Source organism: Paenarthrobacter nitroguajacolicus, assembly GCF_007786235.1.
In the GTDB taxonomy this organism is placed as follows: Bacteria; Actinomycetota; Actinomycetes; order Actinomycetales; family Micrococcaceae; genus Arthrobacter; species Arthrobacter nitroguajacolicus_A.
In genome coordinates this window covers 71,591-90,559 of record NZ_VNFK01000013.1, presented here as the reverse complement: position 1 = coordinate 90,559, position 18,969 = coordinate 71,591, and the positions used below count along the sequence as shown (strand labels likewise).

Annotated in this window: 17 protein-coding genes and 1 riboswitch; of the genes, 7 read left to right on the top strand and 10 right to left on the bottom strand. The window is 63.7% G+C overall.

Annotated features, from left to right (window positions below):
- Nucleotides 1–68 precede the first annotated feature (68 nt).
- Nucleotides 69–1,073 carry a DMT family transporter gene (locus FQP90_RS16150; RefSeq protein ID WP_144652100.1) on the bottom strand — a complete coding sequence of 335 codons (1,005 nt, stop codon included), beginning with the start codon at nt 1,071–1,073 and terminating at the stop codon, nt 69–71.
- A 23-nt stretch (nt 1,074–1,096) separates the two neighbouring features.
- Here FQP90_RS16150 and FQP90_RS16145 point away from each other — a divergent pair, with 23 nt between their 5' ends.
- Entirely contained in the window at nt 1,097–1,324 is a 228-nt protein-coding gene (locus FQP90_RS16145; protein WP_144652099.1) for an RNA-binding S4 domain-containing protein, read from the top strand.
- On the opposite strand, the gene FQP90_RS16140 is transcribed toward FQP90_RS16145, so the two are convergent.
- A complete protein-coding gene (locus FQP90_RS16140; protein ID WP_144652098.1) occupies nt 1,321–1,971 on the bottom strand; it encodes an alpha/beta hydrolase in 651 nt (216 codons plus the stop codon). The genes FQP90_RS16145 and FQP90_RS16140 overlap by 4 nt on opposite strands.
- Before the next feature lie 70 nt (nt 1,972–2,041).
- Between FQP90_RS16140 and FQP90_RS16135 the strand changes: the two genes are divergently transcribed.
- The 3 genes from FQP90_RS16135 to FQP90_RS16125 all read left to right on the top strand — a co-directional run bounded on the left by FQP90_RS16135 (nt 2,042) and on the right by FQP90_RS16125 (nt 4,587).
- Nucleotides 2,042–2,884 (top strand): SGNH/GDSL hydrolase family protein, encoded by an 843-nt coding sequence (locus FQP90_RS16135; RefSeq protein WP_144652097.1) that lies wholly within the window; start codon nt 2,042–2,044, stop codon nt 2,882–2,884.
- 29 nt (nt 2,885–2,913) lie between these two features.
- Nucleotides 2,914–4,077 (top strand): winged helix DNA-binding domain-containing protein, encoded by a 1,164-nt coding sequence (locus FQP90_RS16130; protein ID WP_144652096.1) that lies wholly within the window; start codon nt 2,914–2,916, stop codon nt 4,075–4,077.
- A 99-nt stretch (nt 4,078–4,176) separates the two neighbouring features.
- On the top strand, nt 4,177–4,587 hold the full coding sequence (locus FQP90_RS16125; RefSeq protein ID WP_144652095.1) for a hypothetical protein: 411 nt from the start codon (nt 4,177–4,179) through the stop codon (nt 4,585–4,587).
- A gap of 3 nt (nt 4,588–4,590) precedes the next feature.
- Here FQP90_RS16125 and metX read toward each other — a convergent pair whose 3' ends face one another.
- Together metX and FQP90_RS16115 are read right to left on the bottom strand one after the other, a co-directional pair.
- On the bottom strand, nt 4,591–5,712 hold the full coding sequence (gene metX, locus FQP90_RS16120; protein WP_144652094.1) for a homoserine O-acetyltransferase MetX: 1,122 nt from the start codon (nt 5,710–5,712) through the stop codon (nt 4,591–4,593).
- Between the two features lie 14 nt (nt 5,713–5,726).
- Nucleotides 5,727–5,843, bottom strand: a riboswitch (SAM riboswitch).
- Between the two features lie 173 nt (nt 5,844–6,016).
- Nucleotides 6,017–7,357, bottom strand: coding sequence for a bifunctional o-acetylhomoserine/o-acetylserine sulfhydrylase (locus tag FQP90_RS16115; RefSeq protein ID WP_144652093.1), 1,341 nt, complete (start codon nt 7,355–7,357; stop codon nt 6,017–6,019).
- A 190-nt stretch (nt 7,358–7,547) separates the two neighbouring features.
- Between FQP90_RS16115 and FQP90_RS16110 the strand changes: the two genes are divergently transcribed.
- Nucleotides 7,548–8,186 (top strand): VOC family protein, encoded by a 639-nt coding sequence (locus FQP90_RS16110; RefSeq protein WP_144652092.1) that lies wholly within the window; start codon nt 7,548–7,550, stop codon nt 8,184–8,186.
- 133 nt (nt 8,187–8,319) lie between these two features.
- Here FQP90_RS16110 and FQP90_RS16105 read toward each other — a convergent pair whose 3' ends face one another.
- Nucleotides 8,320–9,093: a CPBP family intramembrane glutamic endopeptidase gene (locus FQP90_RS16105; protein ID WP_144652091.1), complete on the bottom strand. Its 774-nt coding sequence runs from the start codon at nt 9,091–9,093 to the stop codon at nt 8,320–8,322.
- Nucleotides 9,094–9,155: 62 nt separating this feature from the next.
- Between FQP90_RS16105 and FQP90_RS16100 the strand changes: the two genes are divergently transcribed.
- Nucleotides 9,156–9,836, top strand: coding sequence for a histidine phosphatase family protein (locus tag FQP90_RS16100; RefSeq protein ID WP_244296805.1), 681 nt, complete (start codon nt 9,156–9,158; stop codon nt 9,834–9,836).
- On the opposite strand, the gene FQP90_RS16095 is transcribed toward FQP90_RS16100, so the two are convergent.
- Genes FQP90_RS16095 through FQP90_RS16075 form a run of 5 tightly spaced genes read right to left on the bottom strand, consistent with a single transcriptional unit; the run spans nt 9,833 to nt 14,312 of the window.
- Nucleotides 9,833–10,624 (bottom strand): DeoR/GlpR family DNA-binding transcription regulator, encoded by a 792-nt coding sequence (locus FQP90_RS16095; protein WP_144652089.1) that lies wholly within the window; start codon nt 10,622–10,624, stop codon nt 9,833–9,835. The genes FQP90_RS16100 and FQP90_RS16095 overlap by 4 nt on opposite strands.
- 24 nt (nt 10,625–10,648) lie before the next feature.
- On the bottom strand, nt 10,649–11,503 hold the full coding sequence (locus FQP90_RS16090) for a class II fructose-bisphosphate aldolase (protein WP_144652088.1): 855 nt from the start codon (nt 11,501–11,503) through the stop codon (nt 10,649–10,651).
- Nucleotides 11,485–12,453, bottom strand: coding sequence for a 1-phosphofructokinase family hexose kinase (locus FQP90_RS16085; protein WP_144652087.1), 969 nt, complete (start codon nt 12,451–12,453; stop codon nt 11,485–11,487). Before FQP90_RS16085 ends, FQP90_RS16090 begins: the two co-directional genes overlap by 19 nt.
- On the bottom strand, nt 12,450–13,385 hold the full coding sequence (locus FQP90_RS16080; protein WP_144652086.1) for an ROK family protein: 936 nt from the start codon (nt 13,383–13,385) through the stop codon (nt 12,450–12,452). The genes FQP90_RS16085 and FQP90_RS16080 overlap by 4 nt, the downstream gene beginning before the upstream one ends.
- Nucleotides 13,386–13,394: 9 nt before the next feature.
- Nucleotides 13,395–14,312, bottom strand: coding sequence for an SIS domain-containing protein (locus tag FQP90_RS16075; RefSeq protein WP_144652085.1), 918 nt, complete (start codon nt 14,310–14,312; stop codon nt 13,395–13,397).
- A 264-nt stretch (nt 14,313–14,576) separates the two neighbouring features.
- Here FQP90_RS16075 and FQP90_RS16070 point away from each other — a divergent pair, with 264 nt between their 5' ends.
- Nucleotides 14,577–18,965 (top strand): endo-alpha-N-acetylgalactosaminidase family protein, encoded by a 4,389-nt coding sequence (locus FQP90_RS16070; protein WP_144652084.1) that lies wholly within the window; start codon nt 14,577–14,579, stop codon nt 18,963–18,965.
- Nucleotides 18,966–18,969 lie beyond the last annotated feature (4 nt).

Sequence of the window (18,969 nt, the reverse complement as noted above, 5' to 3'; positions counted from 1 at the left end):
GTGGTTTGCCCCGATTTCCGGACGAGGTTGTCCGGCGGGGTTGTGAGGGAAATTTACTGTCTCCTACCCTACCGGCCTTTCGCCGCACCCCTCCGTGCGAATGCTCCCCTGGGCCACGGCAAGGTGGCCACGATGATCGCGGCCAGGGTGAGGATGGTCCCCAGCACCGTGGGCAAGGCGACCACCGTGCCGGGGCTGGGGATCACGACGTCGAGCACCAGCGAGCCAACCAGTTGGCCGGCAATCATGCCCAGGCCGGTAATCAGGACGCCGAGGCTGCGGACCAGCAATGCTGCCAGGCCGATGAAGATGCAGCCCATGGGGCCACCGAGGTAGTACCACCACTCGGCCGGAAGCGGATTGCCCGGTCCCGCAACGGCGAGCTTGATCAGCCACGCAATCCACAGGATGGTGGAACCGGCAATGAAGTTGACCAGCGTGGCCGCCACCGGCGTCCCATAATGAACGGTGGCGGTTCCGTTCATGGCTTGTTGGAAGCTCATGAGGAAGCCTGCGGCAAGCGGCAGGAGGACGGGCAGCACCAGCGAGGCGATGTCGGCGTCTCCGCCGAACCGTGGCGAAACGGCCCAGGCGACGGCGGTCACGGTCAGGACGCTGCCGAGGACCCTGACCCCCGTGATGGCGCGGCGGCCACCGGGTCCGATGCCCATGCGGTCAACGAGCAAGCCGCTCAATGTCTGTCCCGTCACCGCGGCCACGGTGAACAGCGCGACACCCAGCAGGGCAACGGTGAAGGACTGCGCGAAGACGAACAACGCACCGATGGCACCGGCCAGGACATAGAAGCGGGGAAAGCTGCGGTTCCGGACCGCGGGGATGATCCGCTGGAGTCCGGCCCTGCCCTTGGGCGTTGCCAACGAAATCGCACTGATCAGCACCAGGCCTGTGGTGAAGCTCACCACAGCGGCCGCGATGCCGTCGTCGAGTTTGGCACCGAGGGCCCCGTTGATCCTTCCTTGAAGCGGGATGACCAAGCCCGTTGCTACTGCAATGGGGAGGCCAACGGGAAGCGGAAGGGCGGAACGGGGAGAAGGCTGCGGCACCGTCACCACACTACTTCAGGCATCATTGCTGTATGAGCAACCCCGAAATCGAAGAGATCCCCATCCGCGACGACATGATCCGCCTGGGCCAGCTGCTGAAGCTTGCCAACCTCGTGGAGGACGGCGTTGAAGCCACGGAGCTCATCAAGAACGGCTTGGTCAAGGTCAATGACGAGATCGACGAGCGCCGCGGCCGCCAACTCCACGCCGGCGATACCGTGACCGTCAACGGGCAGACGGTCCGGATCACCGCAGCCTAGTCAGTCAGTACTTTGTGGGTGAGGAACTCGCCCACGTGCCCGATCTCCTGCTGGTTGATGCCGTGCCACATCCCTGTGTAAAGCACCTTGGTGAGGTCCACGTGCTTGCGCACCCAGCCCATGGTGTAGTCGATCTTGTCGGGAGTGATCACGGGATCCTGCTGGTCCCTGCCCCAGAACATCGGCACGGAACCGTCCAGTTCGTCATCCCGGAAGGCGGCGTCAGCGCCGGCGTCGATCACAAAGCCTGAAAGCCCGACGACGGCAGCGAAGTCCGCGGGACGGTACCGGAGCATGGTGGTCGCCATGGCCATGCCCATGGAGAAGCCAAGAAGCGTAACCGAGGAATGGTTGGCCTTTACCGTGTCCAGCCATTCCAGGGCGTACTCGGCGGCAAGCTTCACGGCGTCGATGGAGTAGTCGATGGACGCGGTGAGCGGGAACCACGTAAAGCCCGGGCCCATGGGCATCGGGGCGCGGAGCGCTGCCACGACGAACCCCTCGGGGAGCAGCCCGGCCAGGCTGAAGAGATCGTCCTCGTTGGATCCGTAGCCGTGCAGCAGGACCAGGAGGGGCTTGCCGGCGCGTTCGGCTTCGTCGTGGGACCAGAGGACAACAGGTGCTGGAAAAGCGGGGGCTTCAGTCATGCCTCCATTCTTGCAGTTACCCGTAAGTAACAACCTACGGTGGCGTAGGTCGACCCTCTGGGGGCAGGATATGAGCGTGAGTGAGAACAATCATTTAGTGAAACCGGGCGAACCCGCCCAAAAGCACCCGTGGAGCCGTTACGTGGCGTTGGGTGATTCGTTCACGGAAGGCATCGGCGATCCCGAACCTGCCAATCCCGGCGGTTACCGTGGCTGGGCGGACCGTGTCGCTGAGGAGCTGGGCCGTGGGCACGATGATTTCGCCTACGCCAACCTTGCCATTCGCGGCCGATTGCTGCAGCAGATCGTCGATGAGCAGGTGGGCCCGTGCCTGGAGCTGCAACCTGACCTCGTGTCCATTTCTGCCGGCGGCAACGACCTCATCCGCCCGGGCGGCGATCCCGACCTGCTGGCGGAGAAACTCGACGTCGCGGTGGGAGACCTAAGTTCGGGCGGCGCCACTGTGGTGCTCTTCAACGGTCCGGACACAGCAGCTTCGGTGCTGGGCCGGATCCGGGGCAAAGTGGCCATTTACAACGAGAACCTCAGGACCGTAGCTGCGCGTCACGACGCCATCATTGCGGACATGTGGTCCCTGCGGCAGTTGGCGGACTCGCAGATGTGGGATGCCGACCGGCTGCACTTCTCGCCCCTGGGCCATCACACCATTGCCATGATGGTCCTGGACGCTTTGAACGTCCACCACACTTTGGAGCCCCTGATGCCCAAGGCCCTTCCTCCGCGGACGTGGCGCGAAGCCCGGTCCTCCGACTTGGTCTGGGCACGCGAGTACTTTGTCCCGTGGGTCATCCGCCGCCTGAGGCACCAGTCCTCCGGCGACGGCATCACGCCAAAACGCCCGACGCCGGGACCAGTCTTCGGGCCCAGCGGCACCTTGCTGCCGCGCCGCTAGGGTGATGTCCATGTGTTGGGTGTGCCACCATGGCGGATAACGGTTCACTTCAGGCGGAGGCTGTTCGACGACTCCGCCTGAGGCGGCAGCAATTACGGGCTCCCTTGGCCGGCAGCGCGGGGGACGTGGTCCGGAATCTTCTGGCGGTCCAATCACAGGAGTTTCCCTATGCGCGTTGGACCCTGGCACAAAGGACCGTGGACAGCACGTCCGCAGAAGTTGAGCAAGCCGTAGCCGACGGAACCATCCTGCGCACCCATATCCTCAGGCCCACCTGGCACTTTGTGCACCAGGACGATCTTGGCTGGCTGATGGGGTTGTCCGGGGAACGACTCCACCAGGGAAACAAAGGCATGTACCGCCAGACCGGCATCGACGCGGAAGCAGCTGCACGCAGTGGTGGCCTGCTTGCCGAGGCCGTGGCCGGCGGCGCCCATAAAACGCGCGAGGAACTGGCCGAGGTTTTGGGCCAGGCCGGTTTTCCCAGCAAGGGTCTTGGCTTCATCTACCACCTTATGCACGCGGAAATCAGCCGGATCATTGTGAGTGGCTCCCCCGTCCGTTCGGCCGGTGGGGCTTTGAAACAAACGTATGCATTGTTCGAGGAGCGCGTTCCCCATTACACTGCGGGGCCCCTCACCGGCGGGGACCGCGAACACGCGCTGGGTCAGTTGGCGCTCCGCTATTTCAGCAGCCGCGGTCCCGCCACGGTCAAGGACTGCGCAGCGTGGTCCGGCCTCACCATGAAGGATGTGAAACTCGGCATCCACGTGGCCGGTGAACTGTCACCCGGAGCTTTGGAGTCCGCACATCTTGATGGCCTGGACTTTCAACTGGCTGCTGGGGAGCTGGAGGAACTGGAGGAACTGGGCAAGGCAGCTGAGCCGGCCGAAGGTTCAGAGCTCCCCCGGGTGGACCTCATCCAGTGCTATGACGAATACGTCATGGGCTATTCCCAGTCCCGGCACTACCTTGGCGGAACAGCGCCCTACTTCCCAGAGGACAACGGACCCATGCACGTGGTCCTGCTGGACGGCAGGCTGGCTGGTTGGTGGCGCCATGGATTCTCCGGTGGCGTGTGCGAACTCGATGTCCGCATGAACCGTCCGGCAACGCCGGAAGAGCAGCTTGCCGTGGAGGCCGAGGTGGACCGCTACGGACGATTCCTGGACATGGATACCAAGCTGGTGTGACGGCGCAGGGTTGATTTCAGGTGCCGGGGTTGATTTCAGGTGCCGGGCTTGATTCCAGATGCCGGGCTAAGCTGGGAGAAGACCTAGGAGGCCTGCACTGTGAACAATCTGATCTTCTGGATCATCGTCTGCTCGTGGCTGATTCCCTTGGGGATCCGCATGTACAACCGGTCCAAGGCGCGTCGGCTCCAGGATGGGAACTTCCGCGGCCATGGATACCCGCAGCAGAATTTGCCTGGCCCGGCCTACCCGCCCCAGGGCTACCCTGATCCGAACTATCCTGGGCAAAACCACCCCGGGTACCCATCCGAGCCAACCGTCATCCGACCTGCGGATGTGACGCCCCAGGCCGGACCGCCGTCGGGCCCCTCCTCCCCCGCGCCGTTCCCCAGCAACGAGCCGCAAGGGTATCGGGCAAAGCGACTGGCCGAGCTTGATGCCAAATTCAGCAACGGCGAGATCGCCATGGAGGATTACATGAAGCAGCGCGGCGAGATCATGAACGGCTGAGGCCTAGGCGAAAAAAGCCTGTCGAAGCTGTGCCGAGAGCTGCCCGATTTCCGTGAGGAAGCCGTCGTGTCCAATCGGGGCCTCAATGACGTGGACCGGGACGTCCCCCGGCAGCGCAGCAGCCAGCTCCCGCGACTGGGCCGGGAAGTAGAGCCTGTCGCTGTCCACGGCCGCCACGAAGAATTCCGCTGTGGCCCGGGACAGTGACTCATGGAGCGAGCCACGGCCACGGGTGACGTCGTGCGACATCAGGGCCTCGGTGATGGCGATGTAGCTGTTGGCGTCGAAGCGTCGCACCAGCTTGGTTCCCTGGTGGTCCAGGTAGCTTTCCACTTGGTATCGGCCGCGCTCCCCCAGAACGGCAGCGGCGAGCGGTGCCTCCTGGTGCTGGGCTTCCCTGCCGAAACGGAAGTCCAACTCCAGCGCCGAGCGGTAGGTGATATGGGCGATCCGTCGGGCCAAAGCCAGCCCGTGCTCGGGGGCAGTGCCACCGTAGTAATCACCGTTGTTGAAGTGCGGATCCTGCCGGATGGCCAGGGTCTGGGCCTGGGCGAAAGCAATCTGCTCGGCAGTGCTGTAGGCGCCCACGGAAATGACGGCGCAGCGCTTCACCCGTTCGGGGAACGTCACAGCCCACTCAAGGGCCCTGGCTCCGCCCATGGAACCGCCCAGCACAGCGTGCCAGGCGTCGATGCCCAAGGCATCGGCGAGCCGCGCTTCAGCCTCAGTGCTGTCGCGCAGGGTGATCAGCGGGAACCGGGAACCCCAGGGCTTGCCGTCCGGCGCCTCGGAGGACGGGCCGGTGCTTCCGTAGCAGCCGCCCACGATGTTGATGGAGACTACGAAGAACCGGTCTGTGTCGATAGTGGCACCCGGTCCAACGAGCTGCTCCCACCAGCCTTCTTCGTCTGTGGCTCCACGGGCAACATGCGTGCTGCCGGTCAGCGCATGCTGGATCAGCACTGCATTGGAAGCATCCGCGTTCAGTCGGCCCCACGTTTCATAACCCAGCACGACATTCGGCAGGAAGCCCCCTGCTTCAAGTTCCAGCGGCCCTATGCCGGCGTACTTGACCGTTCCGTCGTGTTCTTCCGAAGTGGAAATGGCTGTGGCAGTAATGGTCATTCCTTTGACACCTATCCTCGCGCTTGCCTGTCGCCTTGCGTGCGAACAGGCCAGGTCTTCACCCGGGGCACCCCGCCGCGGAGGAGGGTTGCCGGCCAGCAAGCCGGGGCTGTGTGCTGGCACTCATGACCTAATACGAAGAGTCTAGGAAAAACAGGGCGGTTCTGGCGAAGAATATGACAACAGTGTGACGATTTGGGGCTACTTCGTTCACCAACATGCACCTTGGACTGCCGCCCGGCGAATATTCGTCGGCGCGGACGGCAGCCCACGGAAGCTGTCAGGCCAGGCCCGAAACGTGGTGTCAGGCGCCCTTGGCCGCCCGGAACCCTGCTTCGAGGTCAGCGATGATGTCATCGACGTGCTCGATGCCCACGGACAAACGCACCAGGCCAGGATTCACCCCTGCGGCGATCTGCTGCTCGACCGTGAGCTGGCTGTGCGTGGTGGACGCCGGGTGGATGACCAGGGAGCGGACATCGCCGATGTTGGCAACATGGGAGTGCAACTCCAGTCCGTCAACGAAGCGCTTGCCGGCCTCCACTCCGCCCTTGATGTTGAACGCAACGATGGCGCCGGTGCCGTTGGGGCCATACTTCCGGCCACGGTCGTACCAGGGGCTCGACGGCAGGCCCGCATAGGCGACCGATTCGACGTCGTGGTGGGCTTCAAGCCACTCCGCCACCTTGGTGGCGTTGGCAACGTGACGTTCCACGCGCAGGCTCAAGGTCTCCAGGCCCTGGGCGATGAGGAAGGCATTGAACGGAGACACCGCCGAGCCAAGGTCCCGGAGCAACTGGACGCGGGCCTTCAGGATGTAGGAAAGGTTGGCACCGAGCGCGCCGTCCTTGCCCAGGTCGCGGGCGTAAACGAGCCCGTTGTAGCTGGGGTCCGGGGTGTTGAAGCCGGGGAACCGCTCCGGGTCCTTGCCGAAATCGAAGTTGCCGGAATCCACAATCACGCCCGCGATCGCCGAACCGTGGCCGCCGAGGTACTTGGTGGCGGAGTGGACCACAATGTCGGCACCCCACTCGATGGGACGGATCAGATACGGAGTGGACAGTGTGTTGTCGACAATGAGGGGAAGTCCGGACTCGTGTGCGACGCGGGCGATGCCCTCAATGTCCAGCACGTCCTGGCGCGGGTTGGAGACGACCTCGCCGAAGAACAGCTTGGTGTTGGGCTGGACGGCGTCACGCCACTGGTCCAGGTTGTCCGGGTCCTCCACGAAGGTGACGGCGATCCCGAACTTCTTGAGGGTGTGCGCCAGCAGGTTGTACGTTCCGCCGTAGAGGCTGGGGCTGGCCACGATGTGGTCCCCGGCCTCCGCGATGTTCAGGATGGCGAACGTCTCCGCAGCCTGTCCCGAACTGAGCAGGAGGGCGCCCAGACCGCCTTCGAGGCTAGCGACGCGCTGCTCCACTGCATCCTGCGTCGGGTTACCGATCCGCGTGTAGATCGGCGCGAGCTCAGCGAGTGCGAACCGGTTGGCGGCGCTCTCCGCGCTCGGGAACACAAAGGACGTGGTTTGGTAGATCGGCAGTGACCGCGCTCCCGTGGCAGCATCCGGTTCCTGGCCTGCGTGGATCTGGCGGGTTTCGAAAGACCATCCTTGGGACATGGAGTTCTCCTGTTCGTGGCGCATATGATCGGCGGGTTTTAGTGAGACGTGAGCTGCGGCCAGTCTAGGAAGTGTCCGGACGCTAAGACAGCTTTGTGACGTCGTCGGAATCTTTCGGTCTTTTCGCGTCCCTCCATGACGCGTCGCGCAACATCCCACCTTAGTTAGGCTTGACTTAGCTGAGACCCCGATCACAAAGTGCCAAGATGAAGCCATGCGCATGGATCACGTCTCTTACGCCTGTGAACGAGATGGCCTTTTGGCCACTACCGAACGAATTTCCGCGGCATTGGGAGTGGACGCTGTCCGGGGCGGAGTGCACCCGCGCTTCGGTACCCGGAACATGATCATTCCCCTTGCGGATAACAAATACCTGGAAGTCGTGGAGGTCCTGGACCACCCCGCTTCCGACAAAGCACCCTTTGGCCAGGCCGTCCGGGCACGCTCGGCCGCCGGCGGCGGTTGGATGGGCTGGTGCGTGGCAGTTGACGACCTCGCTCCGTTTGAGGATCGCCTCGGCCGCGCCGCGGTCCCCGGCAACCGCAAATTCCCTGACGGCCGTGAGTTGGTGTGGCAGCAGATTGGCATTCTCGGCCTGATCGCCGATCCCCAGGTGCCGTACCTTCTCAAATGGGAAGGTGACCCCTCACTGCACCCGTCCAAGGTCTACGAGAGCGACGTCAAGATGTCCAGCCTCACCATCGCGGGCTCCGCTGAACGCGTGACCGAATGGTTGGGCGAACCGGTGGAGAAGCCGCTCGAGGACGTTGCGGTCCAGTGGATGGCTCCGCACGGCACCCCGGGCATCCTGGCAGTCACGTTCGAAACCGCCTCCGGAGCTGTCACCATCTGACCACTCCTTTGATCCGGGCTCGTCCCGGCCCTGGACAACCGTGCCCGGGTAAAGCTTCGGCCGCCATCAGCGGGTGCCAATGACGTCACCCACCGATGGCGGCCGGATACTTTTAACGGCAGTCCTTCCGCCGTTATCCCAGGCCCATCGCCTTGCCGAACAGGCTGAATCCGACGAACGCCACAATGTCCAGCAACGCGTGGGCAATCACCAGCGGCATCACGCGTTTCGTCTTGGTGTAGATCCAGGCGAACACCAAGCCCATCACCACATTGCCAATGAACGGCCCGAACCCTTGGTACAGGTGGTAGCTCCCCCGCAGGACCGCACTGACCACAATGGCCACGGGCATGCTCCATCCGAACTTCCCGAACCGGTCCATGAGATACCCCACCACGATCACTTCTTCCACGATCGCGTGGCGCATGGCGGAGAGAATCAGCACCGGCACGGTCCACCAGTAGGCGTCCAGGCCGCTGGGGACAATCGCAGTGGTGATCCCGAGCGCCCTGCCCGCCGCATAGAGGCCAAGGGACGGTATGCCGATGAGCGCCGCCAGGCCCAGGCCCTGGAGCAGGTCCTTGCCGGGCCGGGCAAAGTTGAAGCCGAGCCGGGCGAATGCTGAACCGCTGTCGCCGTTCCGGTTTGCCTGGACATGCGTGGACAGGAAATAAAACACCAAGGCAACTGGCACCAGGGCGAACACGATGTCCAACAGCTGGTACGTGAGGTCGAAGTACTCCCGGGTGCTCTGGGACCTGTTCAGGGTAGACGTTGCGTCTGCCAACGGCGCCCGCGTCATCTTGTCGAACAGTTGCACCACGGAGTAAACGGCCGACTGGCCCAGGGAGAGGCCCAGCACAATAAGTACTTCGGCGCGCAGCCGGCGGCGGGAAGCAAGGAACATGTACCTATCTTGCCCGCAGTTCCTGCCTCTTTGCCGGGAATGGCCACCCTATGCTTGGTGGGATGGGTGCCCCAGAGAGAATCTTCATGATCCGGCACGGCCAGTCCGCCGCGAATGCCGACACGTCCATCTACAACCGCGTGCCGGATTATCGGATCCCGTTGACCGAAGCCGGGCTGGAGCAAGCACGGATCGCCGGTGAGGACCTTCGACGAAAGCTCGATGGAGAGCAGGTCTGCGTTTACGTCTCGCCCTATTTGCGGGCCTACCAGACGCTGGAGGCCATGAACCTCGGACCGTTGGTCGAGCGCGTCATCGAGGAGCCGAGGCTGCGTGAGCAGGACTGGGCCAATTTCCAGATCTCCGGGGACATCGAGGACCAAAAGGAACTGCGCAACCTCTACGGCCATTTCTTCTACCGGTTCCGCGAGGGCGAGTCGGGTTCGGACGTGTACGACCGCGTGTCCTCGTTCATGGAGACTCTTTACCGGCACTGGCAGAAGCCCACTTATGCTCCCAACACGCTCTTGGTGACGCACGGATTGACCATGCGGCTTTTCTGCATGCGGTGGTTCCACTGGACGGTGGAATACTTCGAGTCGCTCAACAACCCGGACAACGCCGAGTTGCGCACGCTGATCAAGAACGACGGCGATCAGTACAGTTTGGATTTACCGTTCAGCCAGTGGGTGCCCAGGGATGTGGACGACTCCGTGCTGCACGCACCCAGGATGCGCTTCTAGCCGGCAGGGGCGACGATGACTTCCGTGCCCTTGGCTTCGAACGCAGCTTTGTCCTCCGCGCTGATCCCGGAATCCGTGATCAGGTGCCGGAAGTCGTAGCCAGCCATGGCGGCGAAGGAGCGGCGACCCACCTTGGAGGAGTCGGCCACCACGTAGGATTCCGTGGCCCGGCGTGCCATCACAGTGTTGACCATGGCTTCGCCTTCGTCCGTAATGGTGGGTCCAAGGTCCGGGTCAACGCCGTTGACGCCGATGAACGCGATGTCCAAAGCGACCTTCTGCATAATGACGTCCGTGTACGGACCCACGAGTTCGTACGAGCGCGGGTTGAGGATGCCCCCGGTGACCATGATTTTGATGTTGGGACGAACCGCCAACTGCGAGGCGATGTTGATGGCGTTGGTTACCACGGTGAGGGTGGGCCGGTTGGACGGCGCGTTGAGGTCCTCACGGGTGGACAGGAGTTGCGCAAGCGCTGTGTTGGTGGTTCCACCGCTCAGGCCGATGACGGCCCCCGGCCGGATCAACGACGACGCTGCCAGTGCGATCTCCTGCTTGGCCTCAGCGTGGTCGTCCCGGTTGTAGCGGCCGGGGAGGTCATAGGCCACCGACCCGGTGGTGGCACCACCCCGGGTACGGCTGAGCAACCGCTGCTTGGCAAGGCTGTCAAGATCCCGACGGGCCGTGGCAGGTGACACGCCTAGACGCGTCACGATGTCCTCGACTTCCACATGGCCGGACTCGGCCAGGAGATCGAGGATGGCGGTCAGCCGATCGGTGCGGGTCATGACAAGCCTTTCGCGGGTTCGGAGCTATTTCGCTTTGGCGAACAGCGTCAGCATACGTGCGGACTCCAACACCAGGGCATCCCGGCCGGCCTTGATGTACTTCCGGGAATCCACCACTGCAGGGTTGGCATCGAGGTACTCACGGACGGCGCGGGTAAAGAACCCGTTCAAATGTGTGGATACGTTGATCTTAGTCATACCTGTGCCGATAGCGGCTACGAGCATCTCATCTGTGACACCGGAAGAGCCATGGAGAACCAACGGTTTTCCCACCGCGGACTTCAGCCGGGTGATCAAGTGAAGGTCCAGTGCGGCACTGCGCTCCGTCATGGCATGGGACGACCCCACGGCCACGGCGAGTGCGTCCACGCCGGTGGCCTCAACGAATGCCTGCGCCTCGGCGGGGTCGGTCCGGACACCGGGCGCGTGGGCCCCGTCCTTGCCACCCACCTTGCCCAGTTCGGCCTCCACGTAGACCCCTCGTTCGTGCGCATACGCAGCCACCCGTTCGGTGACTTCAACGTTCCACTCGTAAGGCAGGTGCGCGCCGTCGTACATGACGGAACCGAAACCGAGGTCTACGGCGGCGAGTGCGAGGTCTTCGGACTCGGCATGGTCCAGGTGGAGGGCCACGGGCACGGAGGCGGAACGGGCGATCGCCAGGGCTGCAGACGCGATGGGTTCCAGGCCGCCATGGTACTTGGCGCAGTTCTCGGAGATCTGCAGGATCAGCGGAACACCGGCGGCCTCGGCTCCTGCCACCAGCCCTTCGGCTGTTTCGATGTGGATGATGTTGAACGCGCCTTGGCCCGTTCCTGCGGCCGCGGCCTTGTCCATCAGTTCCCGCGTGTTGACCAGGGTCACCGGGTCTCCTTCCATGTAACGATCAGTTGGTCCTGCAGCTCCTGGTACCGGGGCGAGATCTCGCCCGCTGCGGGCATGAGCACTGCGGCGGCGGACCAGGCGGTAGCCCGGCGAAGAATATCGCGGGGCTCTGTGATGCCTTCGGCGAGCGCGACGGCGGCAGCTGCCACACCGGCGTCGCCCGCCCCTGTGGGGTTTCCACTGAGCGATTCCGGCAGGCGCGCGCTCCAGTAGCCGCCCGGAGCGGCATGGTCAAAGGCGAGCATGCCGTCGGCGCCGGCGCTCACCAGCACGGTGCGGGCACCCATGCCTATCAGCGAGAGCGCTGCCGCTTCGAGGCTGGACTCGCCCGTGGCCTCTGCAAGTTCGTGGTGGTTTGGCTTGAGGATTTCTGCGCCTGCCTTGGCTGCGGCGATGATTCCGGGACCGGAGGTGTCGATGATGCACGGGATGCCGGCGTCGTGGGCCAGGCGCACCAGCTCCGGGTAGAAATCCGCGGGGGCGCCAGGCGGGAGGCTGCCGGAACCGACCAGGACGGAGGCGGGCAGGTTGCGGTTGCCGCTCACGGCCTCCACTACTGCGATCCGGAGGGAACGCCAATCATCCGGAAGGAGCGCTTGGCCTTCTTCGTTGAAGATGGATGTTTCGCCTGCCACCGTGTCCACGAGCGCGATGCTGCGACGGGTTTCGGCAGCAACTCCCACCAGGGTGTGTGGCACGCCGCTGGTCCAGAGTTCGGCGGCCAAGGTCTGTCCGGCGGCTCCGCCCGTGGGCGCGATGGCGAGGACGGGGTATCCGAGCTGGTGGGTGACGCGGGCTACGTTGATCCCTTTGCCGCCGGCGCGGCTCAACGGGGTCGGCACACGATGGCTGGCCCCTTCGGTGATCCCCTGCACGGTGTAGGTCATGTCGATGGCCGGGTTGGCCGTCACTGTGATGATGCGGTTCACGTTGGCTCGCTTCATTGTCCGGCTCCCAACAGGCCACGTGCATTGATGGCAGCTCCCAGGAGGCCTGCGTCCTGTCCCAGCTGGGCGCGGATCAGGTGGGGTCGCCGTTGGAAATCCAGGATCTGGTTAACACGGGTGCGGAGAGGATCAAGGAGTTCATCCCCGGCTTCGGCAAGGCCGCCGCCGATCACCACAGCTTCAGTGCCAATGATGTTGACGCATTGGCAGATGGTGAAGGCGAGGGCATCCACTGCGTCGGCCCAGACCCGGGCCGCTGCTTGGTCACCCTCGCTTGCCTTGAGCAACACGTCGCGAGCACCATTTACCCTGTTTCCGGAAGCCCGGTGGTAGCGCTTGGCGATGGCACCGGCGGAACCCACGGCTTCCAGGATGGTGGAACCTGTGGTGCCCGGGGCGGCGTCGGGATCCGGGACCTGGGCATGGCCGAGTTCGCCGGCGAAACCTCCCGCGGTCACAGCCTTGCCGCCCGAGAAAACGGCTGCCGCGATGCCGGTGCCCACCACCATCACCACAACATCGTTGAACTCCTTGGACCCACCAAAGCTGTGTTCCACCGCTGCGGCGGAACGCACATCATGATCGAACGCCACAGGAATGCCGAGCCGCTTCTCGGCTTCGGCCGTGAAGGGAAAGTCACGCCATCCGAGGTTGGCGGAGTACACGCCCACCCCGGCCACCGAGTCCACGATGCCGGGGACGATGATGCCGGCAGCCCTGGCCGGAACTCCCGGGAATTCGGCAGCCAGCTCGGCGGCAAGCTCAGCGAGCCGGTCCAGGACGGCTTCGCCGGGTCGGGCAGGGTCCAGCGGCGTGGGAACGCGGCGCATGCCCAAAACGGCCCCCCGGGCGTCAACCAACCCGGCCTTGATATCGGTCCCGCCAACATCAAAGGAGAGGACCGGCGATTCTGCGGCTCCGAGAACCATGACGGGTGCCTAGGCGGAAGCGTCGAGAATGACGGAGCGCGTCAGGTTGCGGGGCAGGTCCGGATTCAGTCCACGGACACGAGCACGTTCCAGCGTTACCTTGTGGACGCGTGCCAGTTCAGCCAGCGGGTGCTTGTCCGTGTGAATGTAGAGGGCGCCGGTAATGGCCATGTCGTTGTCCAAACCCTCGGGCTGGGTCCCGAACAACCATGTGACACGGCCCGGGGCAGCGATGGAAATGGGGCCGTGGCGGTACTCCATGGCGGGGTAGGACTCCGTCCAGCCCTGGACTGCTTCGCGCATTTTCAACCCGGCCTCGTGGGCCAGGCCAACAGTCCAACCGGTGCCCAGGAAAGTGAACTGCTCAGCGTCCAGGAGTTCCTGGGAAACGGGAGCGGTGACGGCATCGCGTGCATCCGCGATGGCCTGCTGCACATCGATACCAAGGCTCGTGAGCATGTACACCAATGCCGTGGTGGCGAAACGGGTCTGCACTACCGAACGCTCATCGGCGTACTGGAGGCCGACCACCGCATCTGCCAGTTCAACGATCGGCGAGGTGGTGTCGCCAATGATCGCGACGGTGGGGACGATGCCCTTCAACTCAGCCAGAATCTCCAGCACCTCAGTGGTGGTGCCCGAACGAGTAATGGCCACAACGGCGTCGTACTGGCGGTCGGCGCTGTTGCTGTTCAGGAAAGCCTCGGAAGCGGCGAACGCATCCGTCACGCCCTTCCCGGCGGATTCACGTGCGGCGGCGTAGCTCTGGGCCATGAACCAGGAGGTGCCACAGCCAATGACGGCGATGCGCTTGCCGTCCGCGGGAAGCAAACGCTCCGTACGTGCCTGCTCGACGGCCCGCTGCCAGACGTCGGGCTGGGAAACCAGCTCTTCCTCCATGAAGGCGCCCAGTGTGTTCTCGCTCATCGTGTGTTCCGCTCCCGCTCAGCTTAATGACGTTTTCTGATCTATAGAAACACTAAACGATCATTTTCGATCTAACAAGGAGCATTCAGCGTCATTAAGGACCCGCGACAATTACAGCGGCCATAGGGCGGAAAGCGTGTGCCGAGATGTGCAGTTAAGTTAACTGACTGTTAACTCTTGTCAACTTCTGTCCCATAGAGCAGTCTTAGACGAGTCCGCAAGAACATGACTATAACTAGCTCGGAAAAATCAAGAAGGAGCATTATGCCCGGCTTGTCATCCCCCAGACGCCTCGCCTCATTGAGTTTGGCCTGTGTCGTCGCCTCCTCCTCGCTGGGACTGCTGTCCCTTCAGCCCGCAACTGCAGCCCCGGCTACCCAACCGGCAGACATCGTCAGCGCCGCAGATACTGCCACCCTCACCTCCGGCGACCTCCGCGTGGATGTTGCCACCACCTTCCCCCAAGTCCTTGGCTACACCGACACCGCCACCAAGGCCCGCCTCGACGGCACCGCAGTGCGGTTGAACACCATCACCCTCAACGGACTGGAATACGCGGTCACCGGAACGTCCACCGCCGCCGGAAAGGACGCAAGGGATTACGTCCTCACCGTGCCCGACTTTGGCAACACCGTGATCAAGGCGCGGCTCTCGGTGAAGAAAAACGTGGTCTCCTTCAACGTCACGGAGATCAAGGACTCCGCGGACCACCTCGTGAAGACCCTGCAACTCCCCCGGCTGAACCTGGTCACCGTGGGCTCCAACCAGCCCGGGGCACAGGTGTCCACGGCCAACCTATCCGTGGATCGCGGCGTGACGGGAGACGAATTCACGCCGATCACCGCGTCGACTCCCTTGGACGCCGCCGCCAAGAGTTCGGCCTACGCACTGGCCAACACCGCTGCCCTGGGCGCCGCCGTCGAATCCAACGCCCTTTACGACACTTCCTCCGGGCCCGGTGCCAAGGACCGGGGCCGCTTCTGGCGGCAGGCGGTCAGTGACGGTGCAGGTGGCGTCTCCATGGGTCTCGCCAGCGGCCAATGGCTCTACCGCGCTGAAGGCTCTGCCACCACCGAAGAACTACCCTGGACACGCGTCGCCATCACCCCTGACGCCAACGCCGACGGCGGTGTGGACTGGCAGGACGCCGCCATCGCCATGAGGACCATCCAGGTCAGCCCCCACAAGGGTGAACAAACCCCCGATAACGTGATCACCCACATCCCGTTCAACTTTGCCTCCCAGGCAACCCACCCCTTCCTGCGGACCCTGGATGACGTCAAGCGCATCTCCTTGGCAACGGACGGGCTGGGCCAGGTGGCCATGCTCAAGGGCTACACCAGCGAAGGCCACGACTCCGCCAACACGGACTACGGCAACAACTTCAACACCCGCGCAGGCGGCCTGGAAGACCTCAACACGCTGGTCAAGGAAGGCAAGGACTGGAATGCCAGCTTCGGCGTCCACATCAACGCCACTGAGATCTACCCGGAGGCCAAGTCCTTCAGCGAAGACCTCCTGCGGGCCGACAAGGGCCTGGGGTGGAACTGGCTGGACCAGTCCTACTACATGAACCAACGCCAGGACATCAACTCCGGCAAGCTCGCTCAGCGCATCAAGGAACTGCGCGAGGCTACGGACAAAAACCTGGACTTCGTATACGTGGACGTCTACTACGAATTCGGATGGCTGGCCGAGCGCCTCCAGCAGGAACTGGTCAAGAACGGCTTCCGGGTTGGCTCCGAGTGGGCTGACCACCTGTCCCGGAACAACACGTGGTCGCACTGGGCCAACGATGAAAAATACGGTGGCTCCACCAACAAAGGCGTCAACTCGCAGATCCTGCGCTTCATCAACAACACCCAATCAGACGTGTGGAACCCGGACCCCAAGCTCGGCGTGAGCCACATTGTGGAGTTCGAAGGCTGGACCGGTCAGAACGACTTCAACGCCTTCAGTGAGAACGTCTGGACAGCCAACCTCCCGGCGAAGTTCCTGCAGCACCACCCCATCACCAAGTGGACGGCCGAGCGGATCGACCTCGCTGATGGTGTGGCCGTCACCGGAAACACCGCCGATGAACGCAACATCACCGTGGGCGGGGCATCCGTCCTCCAAGGTGGCACCTACCTCCTTCCGTGGTCCTCCAAGGAGAATGGCAAGGCCGACAAGCTCTACCACTACAACCCGGCCGGGGGTGCCAGCACCTGGACGCTCACCAAGGAGTTCGCCAAGTCCACCTCTCTTGAACTGTTCAAACTGACTGACAACGGACGCGTGAAGGTGGCGGATGTCCCCGTGGTCAACGGACAGGTCACCGTCAACGCCGACTCCAAACAGCCGTACGTCCTTGCTCCCAGGAACAACAAGGCCGATCTTCCCAAGAAAGCCGAGTTCGGCGAAGGCACCGCCTTCAACGATCCCGGCTTCAACGGCGCCGACCTCTCCCCCTGGAACCCCACGGGCCACGTCACCCAGGTGCGCGACGACAAAGGCCGCCGCTTCGCGGAGCTGGGGGCAACGCCGTCGTCCATCAGCCAGGAAGTCAAGCTGGATGCCGGAACCCAATCCGTCAGCGCATGGATTGAAATCCAGCCCGGCAAGGCCCGTCCCACCACGCTCTCCGTCGACATCAACGGCACATCCGAAAGCGTCACCATCGACTCATCCAATGCCGAAAACTTCGTCGCTGGCGACGAGAAGCACGGTACCTCGTTCCAGCGTGTACGGGTGCTGGTGGATGTGCCGCGGAACAACACGAAGGCCACTGTTTCCGTCAAAGCCGCCGACGGCGACGCCACAGTGCGCGTCGATGACTTCCGGGCGGTGAAGACCACCAAGGTGGCCACCACCGGCGTGCTCAGCGAAGATTTCGAAAACGTGGACCAGGGTTGGGGACCCTTTGTGAAGGGCGACGCCGGCGGCTCCACGGACCCGCGCACCCACATCACCGAACGCAATGAACCCTTCACGCAGAAGGGCTGGCACACCAATGTGATCGACGAAGTACTGGACGGTACCTGGTCATTGATCGCCCACGACGAGAACCGCGCTCCCAATGGCGGACCGGGCATGGTGTACCGCACCACCGAGGCGAGCATTCCGTTCCAGGCCGGCCACAAGTACAAGGTGTCCTTCGACTACCAGAATTCCAAGGCAGGGCAGTACGCCTGGGTGTCCGGCTACGACTCGCAGGCAGGGCCCGCAGTCACGGGCAGCCAACCAATCGACGCGAAAACCTCCACCACCCGGTTCGAGCAGATCCTGGATACCGGCTTCTGCGGGGACTACTTCGTAGGGCTGCAGCGCACGGGCAGCTCCAACGGTTCGGACTTCACGCTGGACAACTTCCTGGTGGAGGACCTCGGCGCTTCGGACGCCGTCCCGGCCTGCGCACAGCTTACGGCCGAACTTCAAGGCGACGTAGTCCAGCAGGGCAAAGCCCAGGACTTCGTCACCACTTTTGTCTCTGACGAACCGGCTGCTGTCGCCGAACTGTCCGTGGCGCTTGAGCTGCCTGAGGGCTGGACGGCAACCCCTTCGACGCCTGCGACTGCCGCAACCCTCCCTGCTGGCGGCAACCTCACCACCACATGGAAAATCACCGCCCCGGCATCGGCTGACGGCGACTACTCCATCACTGCCAAGGCCAGCTACACCACCACAACAGAACCTGCAGGCGGCCGGACCATCAGCACCACCACCACGGTCCGGACACTGCCCAAACCGCCGCAGGCCACAGTGTTCGCCAGCGACCACCCCTGGGTCAGCGCCACCAACGGCTGGGGGCCGGTGGAGAAGGACCAGTCCAACGGCGGGACCGGAGCCGGCGACGGGACGCCGCTCACCCTGAACGGCACCGTCTACGCGAAGGGACTCGGAGCCCACGCCAACGGCACTGTCCGCTACTACCTCGGCGGCTACTGCACTGCCTTTACCGCAACGGTAGGCATCGATGACGCCCAGCCGACACGGGGCAGCGTGAAGTTCTCCGTAGTGGCTGATGGGACCACCAAGGTCACCACCCCGGTGTTGGGCGCGTCCAGCGCTCCCCTGCCGCTCACCGTGGACGTCACCGGCGCCCAGTACGTGGAGCTGACAGCCAACGATGCCGGCGACTCCAATGGCAACGACCACGCGGACTGGGCCGACGCCAAGTTCACCTGCTCCTCCACGTCCCAGGAACCGCCGGCACCCGTCCTGCAAGGCACCGTTTTTGCCTCCGACCTGCCCTGGATCGGCAGCACCAACGGCTGGGGACCGGCGGAACGGGACCGGGCCAACGGTGAGCAGAACGCCGGCGACGGGCCCGCACTGCGGCTCGACGGCGTCGTCTACCCCAAGGGCATCGGCGTCCACGCCGACTCGAAGATCAGCATCTCCACGGAAGCCAAGTGCAACGCCTTCACCGCCGTGGTGGGAGTGGACGACGCCAAGCTGAACAAGGGCCTGCACGGATCAGTGGTGTTCATCGTGAAGGGCGACGGGCGGGAACTTCTCCGCACCCCCGTCCTCAGCGCCGACTCAGCAGCACTGCCCCTGAACGTGGACATCACCGGAGTCCGGAACGTCGAGCTGATCGCCGACAAGAACGGCGATGATGCCGGCGACGACTGGGGTGATTGGGCAGATGCGAAGTTCAGCTGCGCATAGTCGC

Bases quoted from the DNA above. Each gene is read 5' to 3' on its own strand.
- FQP90_RS16145 (WP_144652099.1), top strand. From the start codon at position 1,097: ATGAGCAACCCCGAAATCGAAGAGATCCCCATCCGCGACGACATGATC.
- FQP90_RS16140 (WP_144652098.1), bottom strand. From the start codon at position 1,971: ATGACTGAAGCCCCCGCTTTTCCAGCACCTGTTGTCCTCTGGTCCCAC.
- FQP90_RS16135 (WP_144652097.1), top strand. From the start codon at position 2,042: ATGAGCGTGAGTGAGAACAATCATTTAGTGAAACCGGGCGAACCCGCC.
- FQP90_RS16130 (WP_144652096.1), top strand. From the start codon at position 2,914: ATGGCGGATAACGGTTCACTTCAGGCGGAGGCTGTTCGACGACTCCGC.
- metX (WP_144652094.1), bottom strand. From the start codon at position 5,712: ATGACCATTACTGCCACAGCCATTTCCACTTCGGAAGAACACGACGGA.
- FQP90_RS16115 (WP_144652093.1), bottom strand. From the start codon at position 7,357: ATGCGCCACGAACAGGAGAACTCCATGTCCCAAGGATGGTCTTTCGAA.
- FQP90_RS16110 (WP_144652092.1), top strand. From the start codon at position 7,548: ATGCGCATGGATCACGTCTCTTACGCCTGTGAACGAGATGGCCTTTTG.
- FQP90_RS16105 (WP_144652091.1), bottom strand. From the start codon at position 9,093: ATGTTCCTTGCTTCCCGCCGCCGGCTGCGCGCCGAAGTACTTATTGTG.
- FQP90_RS16100 (WP_244296805.1), top strand. From the start codon at position 9,156: ATGGGTGCCCCAGAGAGAATCTTCATGATCCGGCACGGCCAGTCCGCC.
- FQP90_RS16095 (WP_144652089.1), bottom strand. From the start codon at position 10,624: ATGACCCGCACCGATCGGCTGACCGCCATCCTCGATCTCCTGGCCGAG.
- FQP90_RS16090 (WP_144652088.1), bottom strand. From the start codon at position 11,503: ATGGAAGGAGACCCGGTGACCCTGGTCAACACGCGGGAACTGATGGAC.
- FQP90_RS16085 (WP_144652087.1), bottom strand. From the start codon at position 12,453: ATGAAGCGAGCCAACGTGAACCGCATCATCACAGTGACGGCCAACCCG.
- FQP90_RS16080 (WP_144652086.1), bottom strand. From the start codon at position 13,385: ATGGTTCTCGGAGCCGCAGAATCGCCGGTCCTCTCCTTTGATGTTGGC.
- FQP90_RS16075 (WP_144652085.1), bottom strand. From the start codon at position 14,312: ATGAGCGAGAACACACTGGGCGCCTTCATGGAGGAAGAGCTGGTTTCC.
- FQP90_RS16070 (WP_144652084.1), top strand. From the start codon at position 14,577: ATGCCCGGCTTGTCATCCCCCAGACGCCTCGCCTCATTGAGTTTGGCC.